Source organism: Rhodococcus sp. Z13_19A (assembly GCF_058133575.1).
The window spans coordinates 252294-272119 of record NZ_JBYUNN010000002.1 but is presented as its reverse complement, the minus strand read 5'-3'; the positions used below and the strand labels follow the sequence as shown (position 1 = coordinate 272119).

Genomic DNA, 19826 nt, shown 5'->3' with positions numbered 1-19826 from the left:
ACCGGCCTACCAGCGCTTCGAACGTACCTTAACTCTCAGCCAGCCGCCGATCCCTCCGGAGGTGCGGCGGTAGTACATACTGTCACCATGGGTGCCGCGCGGCTTTATCGAGACCTAATGTTGAACACTATTTGCAGCTCCATACTGATCCCACGAAAGCTGCGGTGGCGGGCGCTTCGAACACTCGGACTACAGATCACAGACGCGTGCACCGTGTCACCGGGCTGCTGGTTTGGGGGCACTGCCGTCTCAATAGGGCGCGCAACGACTGTGAACTATGGTTGCTTCTTTGACACCTCGGCGCCGATAACAATCGGTCAGTACTGCGACATCGGAATGCAAGTCATGATCTGCACAGGAACTCACGAGCCTGGCAAGAGGGCTCGGCGAGCAGGCGTGCCGTTTGCGGACCCTGTCAACATCGGTAACGGCGTCTGGATCGGAACCCGGGCAGTGCTCATGCCCGGGGTGACGATTGCGGATGGCTGCGTCATCGGTGCCGGAGCTTTGGTGACCCGCGATACTGAGCCGAACGGCGTCTACGTCGGTACCCCAGCCCGCCGGGTCCGGAACCTCGACGCGCTTGACCCGTTACCGCCAACAAGCCGACGCATTTTTACCGCCTCGACCGGTTAGGAGTCTGCTCCGCGACCACCCACCACCGGCGCCGATCTGGCAGACCCACGGCGGATGAGGCATTAGATGCTTACGAAAACGATCGGCGGGAAACGGTCCGCTAAACTCCCGGCGGCCGAGAATCCGAACCGGACAGAACCGCCCTGAGGGCCCTCTCGAAGGCGTCGAATCCGAATCTCGAAGAACGTTCCGCAATTAAGGTCCGATCCCAATTACGCGCAGAGAACTCGCAGAGCGCCTCCACGATGCACGCAGCTTCAGGACGATCCACAAATATCGCCATTTCTGGATCTGAGCAGGTTTCAATAAAGCCACCAGCGCGGAGCGCGATCACAGGGGTGCCATACGAGAAGGCCTCAACAGGTGTCAGGCCAAAGTCTTCATAAGATACTGCGATAAGCGCTCTGCAATCTCTGTACAACGAAGCCATATCTGGGTCCGACAGCCCATCCAACGCCAAGACATTCGAGGGTAAACCCGCGCTTCTGCCCCACCCGTCGCCAACTATCACCAGCCTCTCCGTGGGGAGCCCCCGGAAAGCAGACACAATCTCTTCGATATTTTTGTAGCCGCGGGCCCTTCCCACGGCGAGGTAGAACGCCTCCCCGTCGAACAGACTTTTGGCCAACTCCGTTGGTACGCCCCCTTGCACGTTCGCAGGAGGGTGCACAACTGCGGCCTCGATCCTATACGCGTGCCTTATCCGGTCACGGATACCGGCGGCGTTAGCGATATACAAGTCGGCGGATCGCGCCCGGGAAACATCCCAGCGACGCAGCGCGCGTTCGACAACCCTTAGGGCAAGCCGTGACACCACGCCGCGCCCTTTCGCATAGTCATCGCGCGCCCACAGCCAGCGCGCCGGCGAGTGACAATAGACTACCTTCTTCCCGGCACACTTAACAGCATGCGACCAACCGGACGAACTGCATAAAACCAGGTCGTATTCCGGCCCAAAGCGCATTCTTGAGAAAACCCCTGGAAGGAAGACGATCGCACGCCTCGGATCACGACGAAGGAAGCCAACCCGGTTCAACCATGAAACATTCACATCGAAGTCGCAAAAACCCGGAAAGGTCCGTTGTGGCGAATAAAAACTTGTGTGCAACTCGGCATCCGGAAAGACACGAAGCAAATCGAGCACCACACGCTCCGCACCTCCCCGCTGCGTAAGGTAATCATGGACGATAGCGACCTTACCTCCCGGAGCAGCAGTACAGTCAGGCATCAAGTCCATCCCCTCCATTGTCTTGACAATCTGTCTCCGCGATTCTCAGTGCGTGCACAGGCTCAAGACGGCCAAACCGCCAAGCTATGGACTCGACAAGGAGACGTGGAAGCACACTCGCAGCCTGCAGAACTCTGCCCGAAAACCGCCGGGGATCCTGTGAAAGTCGCTGTAACCACTCGAACCCAGCCAGACTAACCAGCCGGTTCGGTGGACGCTTAGTTCCGAATACTGTCTCGACTGCCCCTCCTACGCCAACAACTTTCGCGCCGATTCGATCGGCAATCTCAGCACCCCAATACTCCTGCTTCGGACTACCGAATGCAAGAAAGACAAGACCACATGAACGGGCGCGCAAGTTCTCAACTAGAAGCGCAAGCGATTCTGAGTTCACCGACTCCGAGTAGTCGCCTCCAGCGGTAAACCACTGTGGACATCTCTCCGCCGCGGCGGACAACGCACCGTCCGATCCACCAATCAGGGCAACCCTGGACGAATCCGCAAGTTCACGCGCTGCCCACTCCAGCAGCCCGCGCCCAGTCACCACTGGTAATCGTGCCCCCGATACACGCAACGCCCTAGCCAACCATCGCCCGTCGATCGTATTCATATCAGCACAGGCGAGTACCTCCGCATAGGAACGATTAGTTCCCGCGAGCCACATTTGCCATGGCGCCAGCGTTACAATGAACACACCGTTGCCGCCGGGCCTCGCTGGCTGCAAAACGTTCTCCCCAAGTACGGATCGGATATGCCGAAGGTACCTACTCTCCACTAGACAACACCTCTTCGTAAAGGCTCGACAACGCACGGCTGGTGGATTCCCACGAATAGTTCTCGGTCGCCCTCCGCCTCGCGCGATCTTTGAGTTCCTCGAGGTCCAAACGGGACTGAAGCGACCGGATGGCCGATTCGATGCTCGCAGCGTCACCGGGAATAGAGGGGGCAACCAAACCTCCAGAGACCTCAGGCAATGCTCCCGATGCACTTACCAACGGAACGCAGCGGTTAGCCATCCCCTCCACGAGCGCACGCGAGAACTGCTCGGACCACCCCGCCATTACATGCGACGGCACACATACGACGTCCCCACGTGCAAAGAAACTCGCCACATTCTCCTGATCGACCGCACCAGCCAGCGAAACATTCGGGACCCCCGAACACCGCACCATCTCCTCAAGTGGGCCCGCGAGGGGGCCGTCGCCCACAACCGTCAATTGGACAGTAGCCCCAATCGCAATCACTGCCTCGACCAGTTCCTTAACACCCTTTCGCTCAGTCAATCGGCCCACGTACACCAAATGCAACTGCGATGCCGAACCGCGGTTTGACTGACCGGTAGCCTCCACGTCAACGGGGACCTCCACTCCGTTGCCGATTAGCTTCAACGGCCCCTCAAAATTCTTACGCACTAGAACATCTACTGCTTGAGCGCTAGGTACATATGCTCCGCCAGCACGTGAAAGCACACGCCTCTGAATTAGATTGAAGGGCGGGGGGTAGCGCTTATACACATTCTGGCTGGAGCGGAGGATGTACGGTAAAGGCCGTACCCTCGCAAGGCGGCGGCCCAGAAGAACGGAGAAGATTGCAAGACTATAAGGCTCCTCGTGAATGTCCAAGATATCTGGCCGCTCACGCTGGATTATCCGAGCAATAGTAAACGGGGAGTAAAAGAAGAACGGGTTCCGCAGGATGCCAAGGAGCCGAACTGGCCGCACCCTGATGTCATCGTCTCGAGGTACCGCCGTCGTCGCGAACGGCAGTTCGGAATAACTCCGCGGCACTACTAACGTGACTGCTCTCCCGAGCTTGGCCAACTCTTCGTCACGACGCTGGTACGCCCGTACACCTCCACCATGAAAAACCCTTAGCACCCTCACCGCATACCCCATCCCGTTACGCCTCGACAATACTCAATCATGCTTATCCCGTGGGGGCGATAACGGGGCATTAACAGTACCCGAAAAAAGTTATAGACGACAGCGATCCAGCCTTCGATGAGGCTGAAGTTCTTCACCATGTAGATGCTATGGCTGATCGCGCGCTGTACGTGACGCCAACTCGCGGCGACTCCAGTTGAACTAGTTCCACCGTCGCTGACTACCGTCACAGCCTTATCAATCGCGACCCGCTTACCACGGACTCCTAGCCGCCTGTGAAGATCCATCTCTTCGCAGAACAGAAAGAAGTCTTCGTCGAACCCGCGGAGCGCCGCAAAGTCCACGGCACGGACACCCATACAGCATCCGCTTATAGTCTGGGCATAAATAACATCATCTTGCTCGTGATAGCCGACGGCTCGGCTGCGCCATGGCGGGCAAATGGTACGACCCCATGTTGTCCGCGGGATACCGGAGCTGTCGACGACCGCTGGTCCAATGCAGTCAACGCCAATCGCATCGGCCCGGTCCGCCAACGCCAGCAACTGGTCAAACGACACAGTGACGTCGGGGTTCACAAAGAAGTACCACTCCCCCTTGGCCGACGCAGCACCCACGTTCGAGCCAGCGCCATACCCGACGTTCTTCGCCAAACCGTGCACACGGTAGCCGAACTTGGCGCACACCTTCTCAGTGAGTGAAGCGTCGAGAGAGCCCGAATCGACTACGATTACCTCCGCACATGACGGACAATCTCCCAGCTCAGTCAGAAAATCCTCAAGAATGTGACTCGAGTTATACGTGACGCTAATGACGGATATCCTGGTGGTCAAGCGAATACCTCCAACAGTCGCTGGGCGACGGCGACCCAATCCGTCGGCGAAATAAGGGTGCGGTTTCGCAGACTTGCGCGCGCCCTCCAATCGTCGTCATGTATGAGCCGAGTGATGGCTTTCGACATATCGTCGACGTCCTCAGGATCGAAAATTGCATCTGGGTAGTCCCGATACACGTAGCCTAGGTTTCCCGTTTTCGACACGACCGTGGGGGCCCCCGCAACGGCAAGGTCCATGGCCGGAATGCATAGGCCTTCATACAATGACGGCTGGATATAGCCCATACATCCGCTCAAGAGGCGGCGGTATGCGTCCTCATCTAGGCCTGATACAAAATGTATATTGGATCCGTCGGAATTCCGCCCTGGGCGCTGGTCCAGACGATCCTGAATGCGCTCAGTGTCCGCACCGATTCGCCCACAAACTACAAGGGCGACTCCGGCGGTCTCCGCATTCAGCCAAGCGTCAATTAGCCGCGGGATGTTCTTATGTGGCTCTTGCGCGGCGACCGTGAGCATATATGGCTGCAGACGGTTGGTACGCCACTCAAGGTTATGGACGCCGCCGATTGGAAGAGAGGTTGGCCTGCGGAAACCGCGAACAGACGCGACCTCGTTGGACGTGAACTCCGAGACCGACACGGCTCGCTTCGCTACACCGCATCTGATTGTAGTGATATCCCGCGGGAGATTTCGGGGGTAGTACGGCGTCTTCAAGTATCCGATGTCATGAAATACTGGCGCCCACTTGACATTCGGATCCAACGGGCCGGTTTGCCGCGGAATGATAAGTGCATCTGCCCTCAACTTTCTATACGCCCGTGGCAGTTCGTACTGCATGAAATTGCGCGGCCCCGTCACGTACTGCCAACGTTCGGCCACCTCAATCCCACCGCCAGCTACGGCTAGTTGGATAGCGCCCTGGTCCGCCAAGGACCCGAGACCTTGTAGTATCCCCGCCGCGATGTCCTGGACGCCGGATGGTGGCCCAATCAAGACGCGAGCGTCGAGTATGACCTTCATTGTCAGTCCATTCCCAAACGCCGGAGGCTGTACCGCACTAGGTCACGCGTCGCCACGAAAGCAGCTGCTGCCGCGCCGCGCCAGCCGAGCCATGTACGCGCGTAGGTTAAGCGGCTGCGGCAGTTAGCCACAACCAGCCGCAGAACCGGCGCAGCGTTGTGCCCCTGGTCGTGGATGATCTTCACGTCACGGTGGCTTAAGACTGACCATCCTGCCCGAGCCGCCCGCTGGCAAATGTCTACGTCTTCGTAGTACAGAAAGTACCTCTCATCAAACCCCCCGAGATCATCTAGTGCCGACCGGCGCCAGAGCATGAACGCACCACAGATCCAATCGACTGATTCCACCGGCGAGACACCAGTACCCGCCTCTTCGACTTTCGCCAATAAAATCGAGCGAATAGTGGGAAACCGCCGGGCCGACGAAACCGGCTCCCCAGATGAGCGATGCAGCTGGCCGCCAATGCATGCAGCTTCGGGGCGTGCTTCCAGGGTCTGGACTAGGTCCGTGAGGTCCTTCGCGGTGAATTGGATATCAGGATTAACGAGAAGGACATACCGGCTTCCACCACGCTGGCCGGCTGCGCCGAGGTTCATTGCTCGGCCGAACCCGAGGTTTTCGCCGGCACGTATGACACGTATGTCGGTATCGTCGCCCCAATCGAGCCGACCGGCCAACTCCGCCGAGCCATCACTGGAGGCGTTGTCGACGATGGTAACGGCAACCACGGAGCCCGCCGTGGCAAATGACCCGGCAAGACGACCAAGGAATTCGCGTGAGTTATAGGTCACAACTATCCCGACAATTTCCGGGTTGTTCATGATTTCCTAACCCCTCTGGTTAATTTCCGTATCGACTTCGGGCCTAGAAATATGAACTGCCACATAGGCGCCCAACACACGTGCTTTCGAAACATGATCACCGCCCATCCAAAAGTCAGGCTATTTGCGAGGAGCGCAACGAATGCCGCTCCGAGGATCCCAACCCGGGGGACGAGGAGTAGCACCAGAATAACTGTCACGGCCATTCCGGTCATTTCTCCTATCCATAGCACCCCAGGTCTGCCAGTTCCTGTCAGTCCACCAGCCAGCACCAAGTAGCCAGCAAAGGGGATCTGCGCGACCGCTAGAATCGCGATCACCGGTATCGATGCAACGTAATCCTGGCCGAGCACCCCTGGGACAACAACTGGCAGTGAGATGATCAGCGCAATGCAGATTGTCGTGGTGGCCGATATTACCGCGGCTGTAACGCCTACCCCCGCCCCTTTGTCTCCTCCAGCTACCCTGTTCCTGACGGGCAACGCAGCGGAAACACCGATCGTCGAGAGTATCGATGCGAGCGTGGTGGCGATGGCAAAGTACCCCAGATCGTGCTTGGTCGCTACGAGTGTTAGTAGTAGCAGATTCACTCTCTGGTTTAAGAACGCTAGTATTGCGGTGGATCCATTTCGGCGAACAAATCTTGCCGCCTCCACGAGGCGGTGTCGCGGCGGCAGTTGGGCGCCAAGGAACCGGGTTGAGGTGACAACGTATGCGTAGCCAAAGATCGTCGCTGACAGTAAGACTAGCGCAACTCTCATCACGCTAACAGTCGTAACGGTGAGGATCACTAAGCCAGCTACCGTCACTATGCCCGGCGCCACTTTCGATATGGCGACTGTTCTCCATCGTGCGTTCCCGGCGGCTGTAGCGATCGCAATGTTTCCGTAGACAAAAATCGGGACGGTGAGCACATACAGAAGTAGGATGGCGAAGACAGTCCCATCGCCCTGTGCTAGTAGGTATCCGAGAAGTACAGCAGGACCGAGCACGAGGATACCGACGCCGATCGAGAGCACAGCGGCTTCATCTGGTATGCCTTCAACCCCTTCTTGCCGAGCCGCTCGACGTGCATAGTGGTCCGGCAGCCCCACGCTACATACGAACACGAGAATAGTGGCAGGAACAATGGCTGCTGCAATCTCGCCCCTCCCGACGGGTCCGAGAAGCCGAGCTTGCAAGGCTGCAGACACAACTCCGAGCGCCAAGCTGGCCAGGTTCGCGAGAATTAGCACGTTTGATGACTTCAGCGCATAGCTGGTCAAGGCGAGAACCCTGCCCCTGCGGTCCGGCCTCTCGGAGATCATGCCGGCTCGCGTGTTTTTGGGGTATCTTTGTGCGGGGCATTGACTTGGCGCGCGCTGCGTACATCTACAACCCGAAGGCCTGGGTAAATTAGGGCCAAGAGCGCGACTAATGCCGTCATGCCTGATACGGTCCAGAGGAATGGCACGGTAAGGCTCAATATGAGTACCGCTAACAACGAAGTGGTAACCGCTACTTTATCCTGTGCCCCAGACCGCATGCCTCGTGAGAGTGCCACGCACAGGGGTGCCATGAAGGCGGCAAGGCCTACGATACCGGTTTTTAGGAAGACGGAGATATAGACGTTGTGGGTGTCCCGCTTTTCGATATTAATTACCGAGTCGCGAAATTCGAGCGTCGATCCGGGGCCGGCACCATACATTAGTACCGATCTGTCTACTTCCGCCAGAGCTCGAACCGCATCGAGTTCCTGTACCCGGTACTGCGCAGAATTCTCACTTACGCGTTGGTCCAGATCAAAGCGCGTTCCCCCTCCGACGAATCCCGAAAATATTGCGCATGCGGCTAGCACTGTAGCGACGACCACGAATCGCTGCATTGGCTGAACTCGACGTAGGTTTACTGCGAGGCCGACAAATATTGCGGCGACGATTGCTACGACTATGCTTAGCGTCTGACTGGCCAGGATCTCAGCAAGAATTACCCCGGCCGTGGTCGGGAGATTAAACAGGCGTACTGCTCTGCCTAATATTGCTACCACGGCGATGATTGGAACTAGTACTTCACCCCCAGGCCTCACCGTCAGCGGCGCCTGCCCAATAGTCATTAGTGGGTAAGCGCCCGGCTGAAGTAAGCCCATGCTACTTGCTACCCACCCAGCGATAGCAATTATGCACACAAAATATCCGAGGTGGCAAAGGAACCGCAGAGCTTTTTGCTGCCCGATGCTTTCGATTAGAATTGCAATCGGATACGCCATCAAAAACGCGGAAAGGAGCCGCAAGTCGACCAGCGGAGAGATGTACGAAATTGATGTAACACTGGGGCCTAGCGCCCGCACCAGATATATTAAGGGCCACAGCATGAGGAGCGCGAGGTACTTGGATCGGTGCGCATCCGCCGGTCCTCGTAAATGGACTACGGCTGCGGCAACGTAGGAGAGTGCGATCAACGCATCGACCTCTGTCAACGTGACACCGAGAGAGGACGAAGTGATCATTTCCGCGCCTGGAACGCAAACGATGATCCAAGCCGCAGACAGTCCGATAGCTGCACGGGGAAATAAGACTGCGTATGCGATGGTTACAGGTATTAGCGTCAACAATGCGGATGCACTCAGGTATGCCGATATGGCCGCCGCAACAATGGTGGGGACGATTACGATGAATGCCAGGTACCAGTATTCATTCGCTACGGCAGCAGGCTTTGCGGGGCGGCTCAACATTGAAACCAGCATCGGCATTCGTAGAATTCCCACTTATCTGAACTGAACCCAAAAGGCGCCGTTTGATCGGTCGCATACTCCCGCTTTTCTCGCCATATGCCCTCACGGCTAAATAAAGCGATGTGTCCAGATCTGGGCTGGAAATGCCAGCTCTCCCCGGTCTTCCCTTGCCCTACCGAGCAGGGTGTCTTTCGGGCGCCGCTTTCCGTAAACGGCGTGAGCGGTGCCCTGCTGCATGTGTGATTGGTATTCAATAGGCCCCGCTTGATCGGACGACGGCTTGCAGTGTTCTCCAGATGATTGTTAGGTCTTGGACCAACGACCAATTCTCGACGTATGAAAGGTCCAGTCGCACAGAGTCGTCCCAGGAGAGGTCAGAGCGCCCGCTTACTTGCCAGAGTCCGGTCATGCCCGGCTTGACAAGTAGACGCCGTTGGACGACCCCGTCGTAGGTCTCCACCTCACGGCGCAACGGTGGACGAGGGCCGACCAAGCTCATCTGACCCCGCAGCACGTTCATGAGTTGGGGCAGCTCGTCAACGCTCAGTCGGCGCATCAGTTTGCCTACCCGGGTGATCCGCGGGTCGTTTCGCATTTTGAACATTGGTCCCGCCCCCTCGTTCTGCTCGACCAGGTCACTGCGGATCTGGTCAGCATCCTGGATCATCGAGCGGAACTTCAGCATGGAGAACGCCTCGCCGTTTAAGCCTATCCGCTCGGCGCGATATAGTACCGGGCCGGGACTGGACAGCTTGATCGCGACGGCGACTGCGAGCAATAGGGGTGAAGCAAGGACCAGCGCGCAGCTGGCTCCCACTATGTCGACCAGGAACTTGCTGATCCGTCCCGCGCCCTCATACTGCGGCTTTTCCACGTGCAGCAAGGGCAGCCCCGCAACGGGACGCATCTTGAGGCGAGGCCCAGCCACGTCCATTACTCCGGCAGAGACGACCATGTCCACGTCGGCCGCCTCCAGGTCCCAAGCCAGAGCCCGCATACCGTCAACGCCCAATGAGTCTGTGTTACTCACCGCTACTGTGTTCGCACCGGTGAATTTCAGCGCCTGTAACACGGCCTGTTCGTCACCCAGTACGGGTATGGCGTGGCCGGCGACGTTGAGCAATTCCCCCTGGGCATGGTGACCCGGCACGCAGACCCCAACTACCCGGAAGCCGGCAGACGAGTCCCGCTCAAAGGTCTCCGCCATTGCGATGGCCGAGCGCTGGGATCCGACGACTAGGACTGTCGAGGCGCAGTGGCCACTGCGGCGGCGGCGGACTAACCACTGGCGCCACAACCATCGGCCAACGAGCAGGGCGAGCAACCCGACCGGCAGTGCCACCGCCACGTAGCCGCGGGCCAGGTCCTGCTTGCCCAGGAAGGCCACGATCGCGACCGTACCGAACAACGCCAAGGAGGCGTGCGCAACTCTGCGGTACTCCTCAGGGCCAGTTCCGACTACCCGAGGGTCGCGGGTGTGGAACAGCGTCAGCGCCGCGACCCACCCGAGTCCGATCGCTATCGACACCGCTGTGTAGCTGACCAGTCCGTATCCCGACTGGAAGATGGCGGTCCCGTCACCGAACCGGACCAGCTGGGCCACCGTGAGCGCTATACACACGGCCAGCAGGTCAGTGGCCTGCAGCCGGTGAATGTACGCGGCTGTCCACCGCACGGTCGCGACGGGCGTCGAGCCGGCGGCAGTCGCGAGTGCGCGGGACTCGGCACCCGGTGGTCGGTTGTGAATGGTCGTCATCGGCGCACCCCGGCAGAGCCGCGGGCGTCGGGCGCCGCAGCCTCCACCAGATCGGGCCGAGAGAGTGGCACGGACGCTCCTCACGCTGCGTTCCCCGAGTGATGCCAACGCCGGTGTCAGCACTTGTAGTTTTACAGCACCCGCATTCACGTCCCTCGCCCAGCCCTGTTGAGGGCGAGGATCATTCGGTACATGTCCGGCAAACAATGCCACGACACTGCGGCAACCTTGGCTGATCCGGGGGCCCGGTCTGTGAACTTCACCACTCCACAGTTAGTCACCGGGGCTTCTACGCGGGACCACCGCGCTGCGACATGTCGCGTAGCTCGTTCTCGGCTGAATCGAGGCACCGTCCAACCCTGGACGGCACCCTCGGTCGGCGCCCGGCCCCCTGGTGGTCAGCTGGTCAGCGCGACGTACTTGGTCTCCAGGTACTCGTGGATGCCCTCGCCGCCGCCCTCGCGGCCAAAGCCCGACTCCTTGATGCCGCCGAACGGGCCGGCCACGTCCGACACCACGCCGCGGTTGATCCCCACGATGCCGCTCTCCAGCGCCTCGGCCACCCGCAGCCCCCGGTCCAGGCCCTGGGTGTAGATGTAGGCGCACAGGCCGTACTCGGTGTTGTTGGCCAGCGCGATGCCCTCCTCCTCGGTGTCGAAGCCGGTGATCGGCGCCACCGGGCCGAACACCTCCTCGGCCAGGATGCGCGCGTCAGCGGGCACGTCGCCCAGCACAGTCGGGGTGTAGTACGTGCCCTTGCCCTCCGGCGCTGATCCTCCACACAGGACCTTGGCACCCTTGTCCACCGCGTCCTGCACCAGCTCGGTGACGGTGTCCACCTGGTCCTGGTTGATCAGCGGACCCACGTCGGTGTCGTCCTCGGTGCCACGCCCGACCTTCAGTGCCTCCATCTTGGCCACCAGCTTGGTGGTGAACTCCTCGCGCACCGCGTTGGCCACGTGGAACCGGTTGGCCGCGGTGCACGCCTCGCCGCCGTTGCGGATCTTCGCCAGCATCGCGCCCTCCACCGCCGCGTCCACGTCGGCGTCGTCGAACACCACGAAGGGCGCGTTGCCGCCCAGCTCCATGGACGTGCGCAGCAAGTGCTTGGAGGACTTCTCGATGAGCATGCGCCCCACCCCAGTGGAGCCGGTGAAGGTGAGCTTGCGCAGCCGCGGGTCGGTGAGCAGCGGCTCGGTGACCTCGCTGGAGCGTGAGCTGGGCAGCACCGAGAACACCCCGCGCGGCACACCCGCCTCGGCCAGGATCTCCCCCAGCAGCAGCATGGTCAGCGGGGTGGCGCTGGCCGGCTTGACGATCATGGTGCAGCCGGCGGCAAAGGCCGGGCCGATCTTGCGGGTGCCCATGGCCAGCGGGAAGTTCCACGGGGTGATGGCCAGGCACGGCCCCACCGGCTGCTTGGTCACCAGGATGCGGCCCGTGCCGGCCGGGGAGTGGGTGTAGCGACCGTTCACCCGCACCGCCTCCTCGGCGTACCAGCGCAGGAACTCCGAGCCGTAGGTCAGCTCCGCCTTGCTCTCCGACAGCGCCTTGCCCATCTCCAGCGTCATCAGCAGGGAGAGGTCGTCGGTGCGGGCCACCACCAGCTCCCACGCCCTGCGCAGGATCTCCCCGCGCTCCCGCGACGGCGTGGCCGCCCACTCCTGCTGCACGGCGCAGGCGGCGTCCAGCGCCATGACGGCGTCCTCCGGGCTCGCGTCGGCCACCTCGGTCAGCGTCTCCCCGGTGGAGGGGTCATCCACCGCGAAGGTGGCACCGCCCTGCGCGTCCACCTGCGCACCGCCGATCCACAGCTTGGTGGGCAGCGAGTCGATGAGCTGCTGTTCGCGCTGACTGAGACCGGACACGGGGGCTCCTTGCGTCGCTGAGGTGTGCTCGCTCCTGCCTATCACGGACGGGGGTAGGGCCGCCGCGCGGCGGATGGCATCCTCATGGCCGACGGCAGGCAGCGAAGGGACCGCACATGGGCAAGCTCGGAATGGCGTTGGCACGCACGATGGTTGTGCCTGCGGCGCTGCTGCTGGCGGCCTGCGGTGACGGCTCCGCCGCCCCCGACGCGCAGTCCAGCACCGCCCTGCCCAGCACCACCACGGCCGAGCCCACCACCACCACCCTCGCCGCGCCCACCAGCACCGCAGCCCCCACCACCACCTCCCCGCGCACGCAGCCACCCGTGGCCACCCCGTCACCGACGGCCGCCCGCCCCACCACGCCGCCGCTGGTCACCACCCCCACCGCCACCACCCCGATGGCAGTCAAGGACCAGGCCTGCCCGCCGGTGCAGGGCCTGCAGGTGCTCACCCGCTCGGGCAACGGCACCAGCGCCGTCGGCTGCGCGGACGCCGCCGGGGTGCTCGACACCTACACCGCCCAGGGTGGCGGCACCCGCACCGTGCAGGGCTGGCAGTGCGCCTCGGCCGGTTCCGGCGTGGCCGTGACCCGCTGCACCCAGGGCGAGCTGGTGCTGGCCACCTACGACACCGCGGCCGCCACTGCCGCCAGCGCCACGGTGAACCAGGCGTTCCTGTCCCAGCTGGCCGACTTCACCGTCCCGCTGGCCGTGAGCATCGGTGGCGGGGTGGCCGAGCAGGTGACGCAGGCGCTGGGTCACCAGGTGTGCGGCCAGCTCTCCGCCGGCACCGACTACGAGACCATCGCCAACGGCATCTCCGGCTCCTTCGACTACAACGCCGACGACGCGCGCACGGTGATCACCGCCTCAGTGCTGGCGATCTGCCCGCAGCACAAGAACCTCGTGGGGGGCTGATCGCTCCGCGCTGCGGTGACCGGACCGACGTCGGGTACCGGGCGGTAACCTGACTTGCCGTGATCGACTCGAGCGGCAGTGCGGCGGACACCCGCCACGCCCTCGACCGCGCGCGCAAGGATCTCGCCATCCAGTCGCTGCGCGGGCTCGCGGTGGTCCTCATGGTCTCCGGGCACATCGTCGGCGGCCACGCCGAGCAGGGCATGCAGGTGGACGCCGGCTCGCTGTGGCACTACTTCACCGTGGGCCTGGAAGACATCCGGATGCCGCTGTTCACCGTCATCTCCGGCCTGGTCTACGCGCTGCGCCCAGTCCGCACGGTCGACGACTACCGGCGGATGGTGCGCGGCAAGAGCCGGCGGCTGCTGCTGCCCCTGCTGAGCGTGGGGACGGTGCTGTTCGCGCTGCTGTTCCTGGTGCCCTGGACTAACTGGACACCGGCGCTGGACGACTACTGGCGGGTGTTCGCCTACGGCTTCAAGCACCTGTGGTTCCTGCAGGCGATCTTCCTGGTGTTCCTGGTGGTGGCGGTGCTGGACCTGTTCGGGCTGCTCGCCTCGGTGCGGCGCTGGCAGCTGGCCACGCTCGCGGCCATGGTGACGTTCGTGGTGGTCAACCTGCCGCCCGAGGCGGACGTGTTCAGCATCAACGGTGCGCTGCGGCTGCTGCCGTTCTTCCTGCTGGGCTACGGGATGCAGCGCCATGGCCGCCTGGACGCGCGCGGCTGGGACGCAGCGGTGGTGAGCGCGATGTTCGTGGCCGCCTACGGCGCCAAGTGGCTGCTGCTGGAGGACGTCTGGTCGCCGTCGGAGCTCACCCGCCGGACGCTGAGCGTCATCGTCGGCACCCTGGGGGTGGTGCTGGTGTACTCCGCGCGCCAGTACCTCAGCTCCCGGCTGCTGGCCTGGATCGGCGGGTTCTCCTTCGCGGTGTACCTGCTGCACGTGTTCGGGCTGTCGGTGTCGGACACGGTGCTCTACCTCGCCGGGGTGGACAACCACGTGGTGGTGTTCGGGGTGGGGCTGCTGGTGGGCGTGGGTGGCCCGATCCTGTTCCAGCGCATGCTGGAACGGCGGTGGGCGTGGCTGCTGCTGGTGCTGCTGGGCGAGCGGCCCCGGGCGCCGAAGCCCGTTCAGCGGTAGCTGAGCACCGCCGCGCACCGGGTGAGCTGGGACTGCAGCGCGGCGGTGAGGGTGACAACGTCGGTCGGGCGCACGGTGGCCGGGGCGGTGTGGTCGGCCAGGTAGCGGCCGTCGTCCTCGCGGTCGAACCAGCGCAGCGTGTTGCGGGTGTGCTCGTGCCCGTCGCCGGCCAGTGCGGTGACGCTGAGCTGGCCGGCGCTGGTGAACGGCCCCGCCACCAGCTCGCGGAAGCGCCGGTCCTCGCGTTGCTCGGCGCTGCGCACGGCGGTTTCTGGGCCGTGCGGACCGGTCGCCATGGTGGCCGGCCGCTCCCGCCCCGGGGGCGCCGGCGGCAGTGCCCCGACCACCGACTCGGCGAGCGCTGCGTTGGGCACGGTGCGCAGCAGCACGTCGCCGCCGACGTCGTCCTGCGGTCCGGGCAGCTGCACCGCCAGCACCCCGGCGCGGCCGGCGTGCGCGGCGCGGATGCGCACCAGGTCGCTGGGGCCGTCGATGCGGGTGCCGTGGAAGCCGAAGGCGGTGCACCACAGCCGGGCCGCGGCCAGGATGCGCAGCGCCGCCTCGAGGTCAGCGTCCACGCGACCGTCGCGGATCAGGCCGCCCTGCTGCAGGCGGGCGGAGGCGTGCCGCATCGCCAGGTCGCGCTCGTTGAGGGTGGGCGTGGTGTCGCGGACCTGCAGCGGGAACGGGAAGCGGGCCACCCCGGTGACGGGCCACAGCGTCAGCAGCTCGTGCGGGGTGAGCCGCCAGCTGGTGGGGCTACTCACCGATGACGGGCGGAGCGACGGGCGGCAGGTAGCCGACGATCTCCGAGCCGTGGTCCTCGGTGATCAGGTACGACGGGGTGTTGTGCTCGAGGTCGTCCCCGCCGCCCTGGCCGCGTCCGGCACCCATGGCGCCCATCCCGCCCATGCCCATGCCCCGACCGGCCGCACCGCCCCCGCTGCCCGCGCCGCCTCGAGCGGCCATCGCCTCGGTGGCGCCGTTGGCCCCGATCCCGCTGGCGCCGCCGCGACTAATCGCGCTGCCCGCGCCGGAGCCCGAGCCGCCTCCGGGCCCGATGCCGCTACCGCTGCCACCGCCGCCCAGCTTGCCGGCGCCGAATCCCCCGGCCCCCTTGGCTCCGACACCGCTCGTGCCAACGCCGCTGGCGCCGATGCCGCTGGCGCCGCCGAGCTTGCCCATGCCGGCGCCCCCGCCGGCCTTGCCTGCTCCGAAGCCGGAGTGGCCGCCAGCACGGCCTGCTCCGCCGGGGCCGGCGAATGCACCGGGGACTCCTGCACCTGTCCCTGTACCGCTGGCGATGCCGCTGCTGGAGCCGATACCGCTGGTGCGGGTGCGGTCACTGGAGTCACCCGTGCCGAAGCCACCGGCCCCGGCACCACCGACACCCGTCCCGGCGCCAGGAAGCTCACCGCCCGCACTCGCGGCGCTGACATTGGGGTTGCTGCCCGGGCCGAAGCTGCCGCCGCCTGCACCCTGACCCGCGCCCTGGCCCTGGCTCTGGCCGGCCCACTCGGTCGAGTAGCCGCCGTTGCCGCCGTTGCCTCCGGTGCTCACCAAGCCCGCTTGAGCGACACCCGCACCACCGCCGTACCCGGCTGAGCCCGGGCCCGCGGCGCCGGAACCAGCCGACCCTGCCGAGCCTGCGGTGCCCGGCGCGGCGCCCGCACCAAGGCCACCCGTCCCCGGCATGGCCGAGAGCGCAGAGCCCCCGCCGCCGGGGGATCCGGTCGCGTCGGGCCCGGTGGGAGACGTGGGCGGGGGCAGCACGGGCACGCCTGCGTCGGACTGCTGGTAGACGGGCAGGTACCGGCTGTTCATCACCTGCACCGCTTGCTGCCGCGCGTCCTCCTGCTCCTTCATCTGCTGGGCGAGGTCGGCGACGGCCGCCATCGGGTTCACGCTCGCCGCTGCCACCGTGCGCTGCTCGTCGTAGGCGACCGGAGGGGGCATGGCCGCCTGGGTCTCCGAGGCGGCGACGGCGGCCTCATGGATCTTGGTGCTGGTCAGCATCATCGCTGCGCCGAGCTGCCCGCCCCGGGCGGTGTAGGCGCTGGAGGCCACGGTGGCCTGGTCGGCGCCGGGCCCGGACCACGAGCCGTTGATTGCGGAGCTGATGGACTGCCCCAGCGTCTCCATGTCCGCACTGACCGCCTTGCCCATGTCGCCCCAGGCGTTGGCCGTGGAGTGCATGGTGGCCGGTTGCAGCTGCGCGGCCGCGGTAGCCATGTCCGGGTGCGACCAGGAGTCGAAGTTGTCCGGGTTGGTGATCGCCAGCGGGTCGAACTCGTCGCCGACCTTGTGCGCCAGCGCATCCTGCTGGTCCTGGATCACCCCGTGCTGGGTGGCGTAGAAGCCGTACTCGTCGCCCAGGCCCGCAGCCTGCGTGAGCACCTGGACGAGCCCGAGCGGGGAGAGGCCGCCTGGTACTGGGGTCACGGGCGTCAGCGAGATACCCGGCAGCGGAATCTCGCCGGACCCTCCTGCCCCGGATGAAGCGGGCAGCCCTGGCACGGGCGGTGTGGTCATCGAATCCCCCCAGATTCTTGCGGTGCTAGGTGTTCTCGAGCAGTAGAGCTACCACCGTCCGGCCGACTGCTGTCGTACACGCCGGACCTCCTGATAGTCGCCTGCCGTAGGACGCGCCGACGTCGCCCACGGTTCCGACAACTGTGGGTACGAAGCGCTCCAAGCGGGTGCAACCCTAGTTCGATGAGATCCGTCGCCGGCTGGCTTTGGCAAAGCCTGTGGACAGCCTGACCAGCAGATACGGGTTTGTGCACAGATCTGCGCAAGGTCACCTGACTTCTCAAAACTGTCGGTGGTTCGAACTAGTGTTCGATCCATGGAGATCGCCGCCGCACTCGCCGAGCCCACTGGGGTCGAGCTGTGGCGGCTGGGCACGGACGAGCTCCGCGCATTCGCCCGCGAGCTAGGAACCACGGTCTCTGCCATTCAGGGTCTGCAGCTACGAACCATCACCGAGATTGACCGGCGGGGAGCAGCAATCGAGCTGGGTGCCGCGAACACCGCGCGGTGGCTGACCGACGTGAGCCATGTGTCCCCGGGTGCGGCATCGAGAATGGTGCGGCTGGGCCTGGCCCTGGATCGGCTGCCCGATGTGGCCGCGGCGCTGGACACCGGCGCCCTGCTGAGCGAGCACGCCGAGGTGATCATTCGGGTGCTGCAGCAGCTGCCCGACGACCTACCCGGTGACGGTGTCGACGCCTGCCGCACCTACCTGCTGGACGCCGCCCGCCTGGAGGACCCCCAGGCATTGGGCCGCCGCGGTCGCGAGCTGCTCGCCCGTATCTGCCCCGACGATGCTGAGCTCACCGAGGAACAAGCTGTAGCCCGCCGGGAGCTGCGCATCAGTGATTGCGGCGACGGCCTGCACAAGATCACCGGCTGGCTGGACACCGAAGCCGCCGAGCTCGCCCGCTCAGTGCTCTCACCGCTAGCCAAGCCACAACCGGAAGACGACGGAGAGCGAGACACCCGCTCGCCGGGCAAACGCCTCGGGGACGCGCTGGTGGACCTGCTCGGCCGCGCCGCTGACCACGCCTGCGTGCCCGGCGAGGGCTACGCCCGCCCGCACCTCACCCTGCACGTGCGCGCCGACGCCCTCGCCGCCGGCCATGGCCCGGCCGCAGAGCTCACCTTCCTCGGCCCCTTGTCCATCGCCGCCGCCCGACGGTTGGCCTGTGACGCCGAGATCACCCCCATGACCCTGGACGAGAACGGCGTACCGCTCGACGTCGGACGCAGCACCTACGTGGTGTCCGGTGGGCTGCGGCGAGCACTAATCGCCCGGGATCGCGGCTGCGCGTTCCCCGGCTGCGGCCGACCCCCAGGCTGGTGCCACGCCCACCACATCGTGCACTGGGCTGACAACGGCGACACAGCGTTGGGAAATCTTGTGCTGCTCTGCGGCCACCACCACCGCGTCGTCCACCACCACGGCTGGTCCGTAGCCATCGGTGACAACCACCAACCCTGGTTCACCCCACCGAAATGGATCGACCCCGGCGGCACCCCACGACCATCACACGAACGACGACATCAGCCTCAAGCTCCATGCTTGGGCTAAGAGTCGGTACCGCTACTCGGGCGCGCTTCACACGACTCGGGGATCGTCAGCGTGGTGCGAGCAGAATCGGCGCAGCCCTTTCCATAATCGCGTCGCCAGAGTGCACGAATCCACACCCACGGCCGCCTCGTGCTCGAACTGGATGCGTACCAGCACCATGAGGCCCGCACCGCCATTCAGATCCGAGACCACAATGCACCCTCGGCGGTCCGTGGGAACCCGATCGGCAATCGAGGGCAGTTGAGCGATTACCGGATGCCCGACAACGTCGAGGTCCGTCCTGCTGTCGTACATCGCAACTGAGGCCGTTGTGGTCAGCACATCGGCGATGACGTGGTCACTGGTCCAACGGCAGCCAAACTGTTGGACTTCTCCAGCAAGGTCAGCGCGCGCCTTGGTCGCAGGGCCAAGGCCCAACGCAGCGACATCTGCTGGAGGCAAGTCCTCACACGTGTCAATGTCAGCCGCTCTTGGCTGGGCTGTCGCGCTGGCGCTCGGTGGCCCATCCGCAACCGTGCCTCTCTCGCCGGCGGGGCTCTGCGGGGGTACGGAACCGGGCCCGCAAGCCGCCGCGCCAACTGCCATGACGCAGCACGCTAAGGCCACAGCGGCTTGGTGAAGGCCGCGCTTCACTCGGGCGCACCGAAGTTCATCTTGCTAGCAGCCTCAGTTGCTGCGTACGCGCTGCCCGCAGCGCGATACGCATCGCGCATATCGGCCAGCACGCCTAAGTGCACCTCAAGCACTGACATTGCCTCGGCACCTTTTGCCCCGAACTTGCGAGCTAGGGCAACTCCAGCGTTAGGACTGCCGAATCCCTCTACTGAGCCCAAACGATGGGCATTTGCTAAGTGCCCCTCAATCTTCGCGATCGCGTCCTCACACGCCTTCGCGCACCGCTCCGCCGCCTC

General features: G+C 64.0%; 18 protein-coding genes. 5 read left to right on the top strand and 13 right to left on the bottom strand.

The window, feature by feature from the left end; translation table 11 throughout:
• Positions 1-87 precede the first annotated feature (87 nt).
• Positions 88-636, top strand: a complete 549-nt coding sequence (locus tag AC3YNX_RS07955) for an acyltransferase (RefSeq protein WP_489995135.1) — start codon at positions 88-90, stop codon at positions 634-636.
• A gap of 100 nt (positions 637-736) precedes the next feature.
• Here the strand turns inward: AC3YNX_RS07955 and AC3YNX_RS07950 are convergent, their stop codons facing one another.
• The 8 genes from AC3YNX_RS07950 to AC3YNX_RS07915 form a co-directional block, all read right to left on the bottom strand.
• Complete coding sequence (locus AC3YNX_RS07950; RefSeq protein WP_489995492.1) at positions 737-1864, bottom strand: glycosyltransferase; 1128 nt, start codon at positions 1862-1864, stop codon at positions 737-739.
• Positions 1857-2639: a WecB/TagA/CpsF family glycosyltransferase gene (locus AC3YNX_RS07945; protein ID WP_489995134.1), complete on the bottom strand. Its 783-nt coding sequence runs from the start codon at positions 2637-2639 to the stop codon at positions 1857-1859. Before AC3YNX_RS07945 ends, AC3YNX_RS07950 begins: the two co-directional genes overlap by 8 nt.
• Entirely contained in the window at positions 2629-3759 is a 1131-nt protein-coding gene (locus AC3YNX_RS07940; protein WP_489995133.1) for a glycosyltransferase family 4 protein, read from the bottom strand. Before AC3YNX_RS07940 ends, AC3YNX_RS07945 begins: the two co-directional genes overlap by 11 nt.
• Complete coding sequence (locus AC3YNX_RS07935) at positions 3744-4580, bottom strand: glycosyltransferase (RefSeq protein WP_489995132.1); 837 nt, start codon at positions 4578-4580, stop codon at positions 3744-3746. The genes AC3YNX_RS07940 and AC3YNX_RS07935 overlap by 16 nt, the downstream gene beginning before the upstream one ends.
• Entirely contained in the window at positions 4577-5101 is a 525-nt protein-coding gene (locus tag AC3YNX_RS07930) for a glycosyltransferase (RefSeq protein WP_489995491.1), read from the bottom strand. Before AC3YNX_RS07930 ends, AC3YNX_RS07935 begins: the two co-directional genes overlap by 4 nt.
• A 506-nt stretch (positions 5102-5607) precedes the next feature.
• On the bottom strand, positions 5608-6426 hold the full coding sequence (locus tag AC3YNX_RS07925) for a glycosyltransferase family 2 protein (protein ID WP_489995131.1): 819 nt from the start codon (positions 6424-6426) through the stop codon (positions 5608-5610).
• Positions 6423-7691 carry an oligosaccharide flippase family protein gene (locus AC3YNX_RS07920; RefSeq protein ID WP_489995130.1) on the bottom strand — a complete coding sequence of 423 codons (1269 nt, stop codon included), beginning with the start codon at positions 7689-7691 and terminating at the stop codon, positions 6423-6425. The genes AC3YNX_RS07925 and AC3YNX_RS07920 overlap by 4 nt, the downstream gene beginning before the upstream one ends.
• Positions 7692-7729: 38 nt before the next feature.
• Positions 7730-8518 carry an O-antigen ligase family protein gene (locus AC3YNX_RS07915; RefSeq protein ID WP_489995490.1) on the bottom strand — a complete coding sequence of 263 codons (789 nt, stop codon included), beginning with the start codon at positions 8516-8518 and terminating at the stop codon, positions 7730-7732.
• 385 nt (positions 8519-8903) lie between these two features.
• Here AC3YNX_RS07915 and AC3YNX_RS07910 point away from each other — a divergent pair, with 385 nt between their 5' ends.
• Entirely contained in the window at positions 8904-9182 is a 279-nt protein-coding gene (locus tag AC3YNX_RS07910; protein WP_489995521.1) for a hypothetical protein, read from the top strand.
• Positions 9183-9386: 204 nt separating this feature from the next.
• On the opposite strand, the gene AC3YNX_RS07905 is transcribed toward AC3YNX_RS07910, so the two are convergent.
• On the bottom strand, positions 9387-10892 hold the full coding sequence (locus AC3YNX_RS07905) for a sugar transferase (protein WP_489995129.1): 1506 nt from the start codon (positions 10890-10892) through the stop codon (positions 9387-9389).
• Between the two features lie 398 nt (positions 10893-11290).
• The gene (locus tag AC3YNX_RS07900; protein WP_489995128.1) at positions 11291-12760 is read right to left on the bottom strand and encodes an NAD-dependent succinate-semialdehyde dehydrogenase; all 1470 of its coding nucleotides are present in this window, start codon (positions 12758-12760) and stop codon (positions 11291-11293) included.
• Positions 12761-12876: 116 nt separating this feature from the next.
• On the opposite strand from AC3YNX_RS07900, the gene AC3YNX_RS07895 reads away from it, so the two are divergent.
• Together AC3YNX_RS07895 and AC3YNX_RS07890 are read left to right on the top strand one after the other, a co-directional pair.
• On the top strand, positions 12877-13680 hold the full coding sequence (locus tag AC3YNX_RS07895; protein ID WP_489995127.1) for a DUF732 domain-containing protein: 804 nt from the start codon (positions 12877-12879) through the stop codon (positions 13678-13680).
• Positions 13681-13739: 59 nt separating this feature from the next.
• Positions 13740-14822 (top strand): acyltransferase family protein, encoded by a 1083-nt coding sequence (locus AC3YNX_RS07890; RefSeq protein ID WP_489995126.1) that lies wholly within the window; start codon positions 13740-13742, stop codon positions 14820-14822.
• Here the strand turns inward: AC3YNX_RS07890 and AC3YNX_RS07885 are convergent.
• Both AC3YNX_RS07885 and AC3YNX_RS07880 read right to left on the bottom strand, forming a co-directional pair.
• Positions 14813-15589, bottom strand: a complete 777-nt coding sequence (locus AC3YNX_RS07885) for an ESX secretion-associated protein EspG (protein ID WP_489995125.1) — start codon at positions 15587-15589, stop codon at positions 14813-14815. The genes AC3YNX_RS07890 and AC3YNX_RS07885 overlap by 10 nt on opposite strands.
• The gene (locus AC3YNX_RS07880) at positions 15582-17264 is read right to left on the bottom strand and encodes a hypothetical protein (protein WP_489995124.1); all 1683 of its coding nucleotides are present in this window, start codon (positions 17262-17264) and stop codon (positions 15582-15584) included. Before AC3YNX_RS07880 ends, AC3YNX_RS07885 begins: the two co-directional genes overlap by 8 nt.
• A gap of 406 nt (positions 17265-17670) precedes the next feature.
• Here AC3YNX_RS07880 and AC3YNX_RS07875 point away from each other — a divergent pair, with 406 nt between their 5' ends.
• Positions 17671-18915, top strand: coding sequence for an HNH endonuclease signature motif containing protein (locus tag AC3YNX_RS07875; protein WP_489995123.1), 1245 nt, complete (start codon positions 17671-17673; stop codon positions 18913-18915).
• A 27-nt stretch (positions 18916-18942) separates the two neighbouring features.
• Here AC3YNX_RS07875 and AC3YNX_RS07870 read toward each other — a convergent pair whose 3' ends face one another.
• Positions 18943-19500, bottom strand: a complete 558-nt coding sequence (locus AC3YNX_RS07870; RefSeq protein ID WP_489995122.1) for a DUF3558 family protein — start codon at positions 19498-19500, stop codon at positions 18943-18945.
• Positions 19501-19826 lie beyond the last annotated feature (326 nt).

Coding starts and splice junctions, on each gene's coding strand:
- AC3YNX_RS07925 (WP_489995131.1), bottom strand. CDS start 6,426: ATGAACAACCCGGAAATTGTCGGGATAGTTGTGACCTATAACTCACGC.
- AC3YNX_RS07915 (WP_489995490.1), bottom strand. CDS start 8,518: ATGACTATTGGGCAGGCGCCGCTGACGGTGAGGCCTGGGGGTGAAGTA.
- AC3YNX_RS07905 (WP_489995129.1), bottom strand. CDS start 10,892: ATGACGACCATTCACAACCGACCACCGGGTGCCGAGTCCCGCGCACTC.
- AC3YNX_RS07870 (WP_489995122.1), bottom strand. CDS start 19,500: ATGGCAGTTGGCGCGGCGGCTTGCGGGCCCGGTTCCGTACCCCCGCAG.
- AC3YNX_RS07950 (WP_489995492.1), bottom strand. CDS start 1,864: ATGCCTGACTGTACTGCTGCTCCGGGAGGTAAGGTCGCTATCGTCCAT.
- AC3YNX_RS07895 (WP_489995127.1), top strand. CDS start 12,877: ATGGGCAAGCTCGGAATGGCGTTGGCACGCACGATGGTTGTGCCTGCG.
- AC3YNX_RS07930 (WP_489995491.1), bottom strand. CDS start 5,101: ATGCTCACGGTCGCCGCGCAAGAGCCACATAAGAACATCCCGCGGCTA.
- AC3YNX_RS07940 (WP_489995133.1), bottom strand. CDS start 3,759: ATGGGGTATGCGGTGAGGGTGCTAAGGGTTTTTCATGGTGGAGGTGTA.
- AC3YNX_RS07955 (WP_489995135.1), top strand. CDS start 88: ATGGGTGCCGCGCGGCTTTATCGAGACCTAATGTTGAACACTATTTGC.
- AC3YNX_RS07875 (WP_489995123.1), top strand. CDS start 17,671: ATGGAGATCGCCGCCGCACTCGCCGAGCCCACTGGGGTCGAGCTGTGG.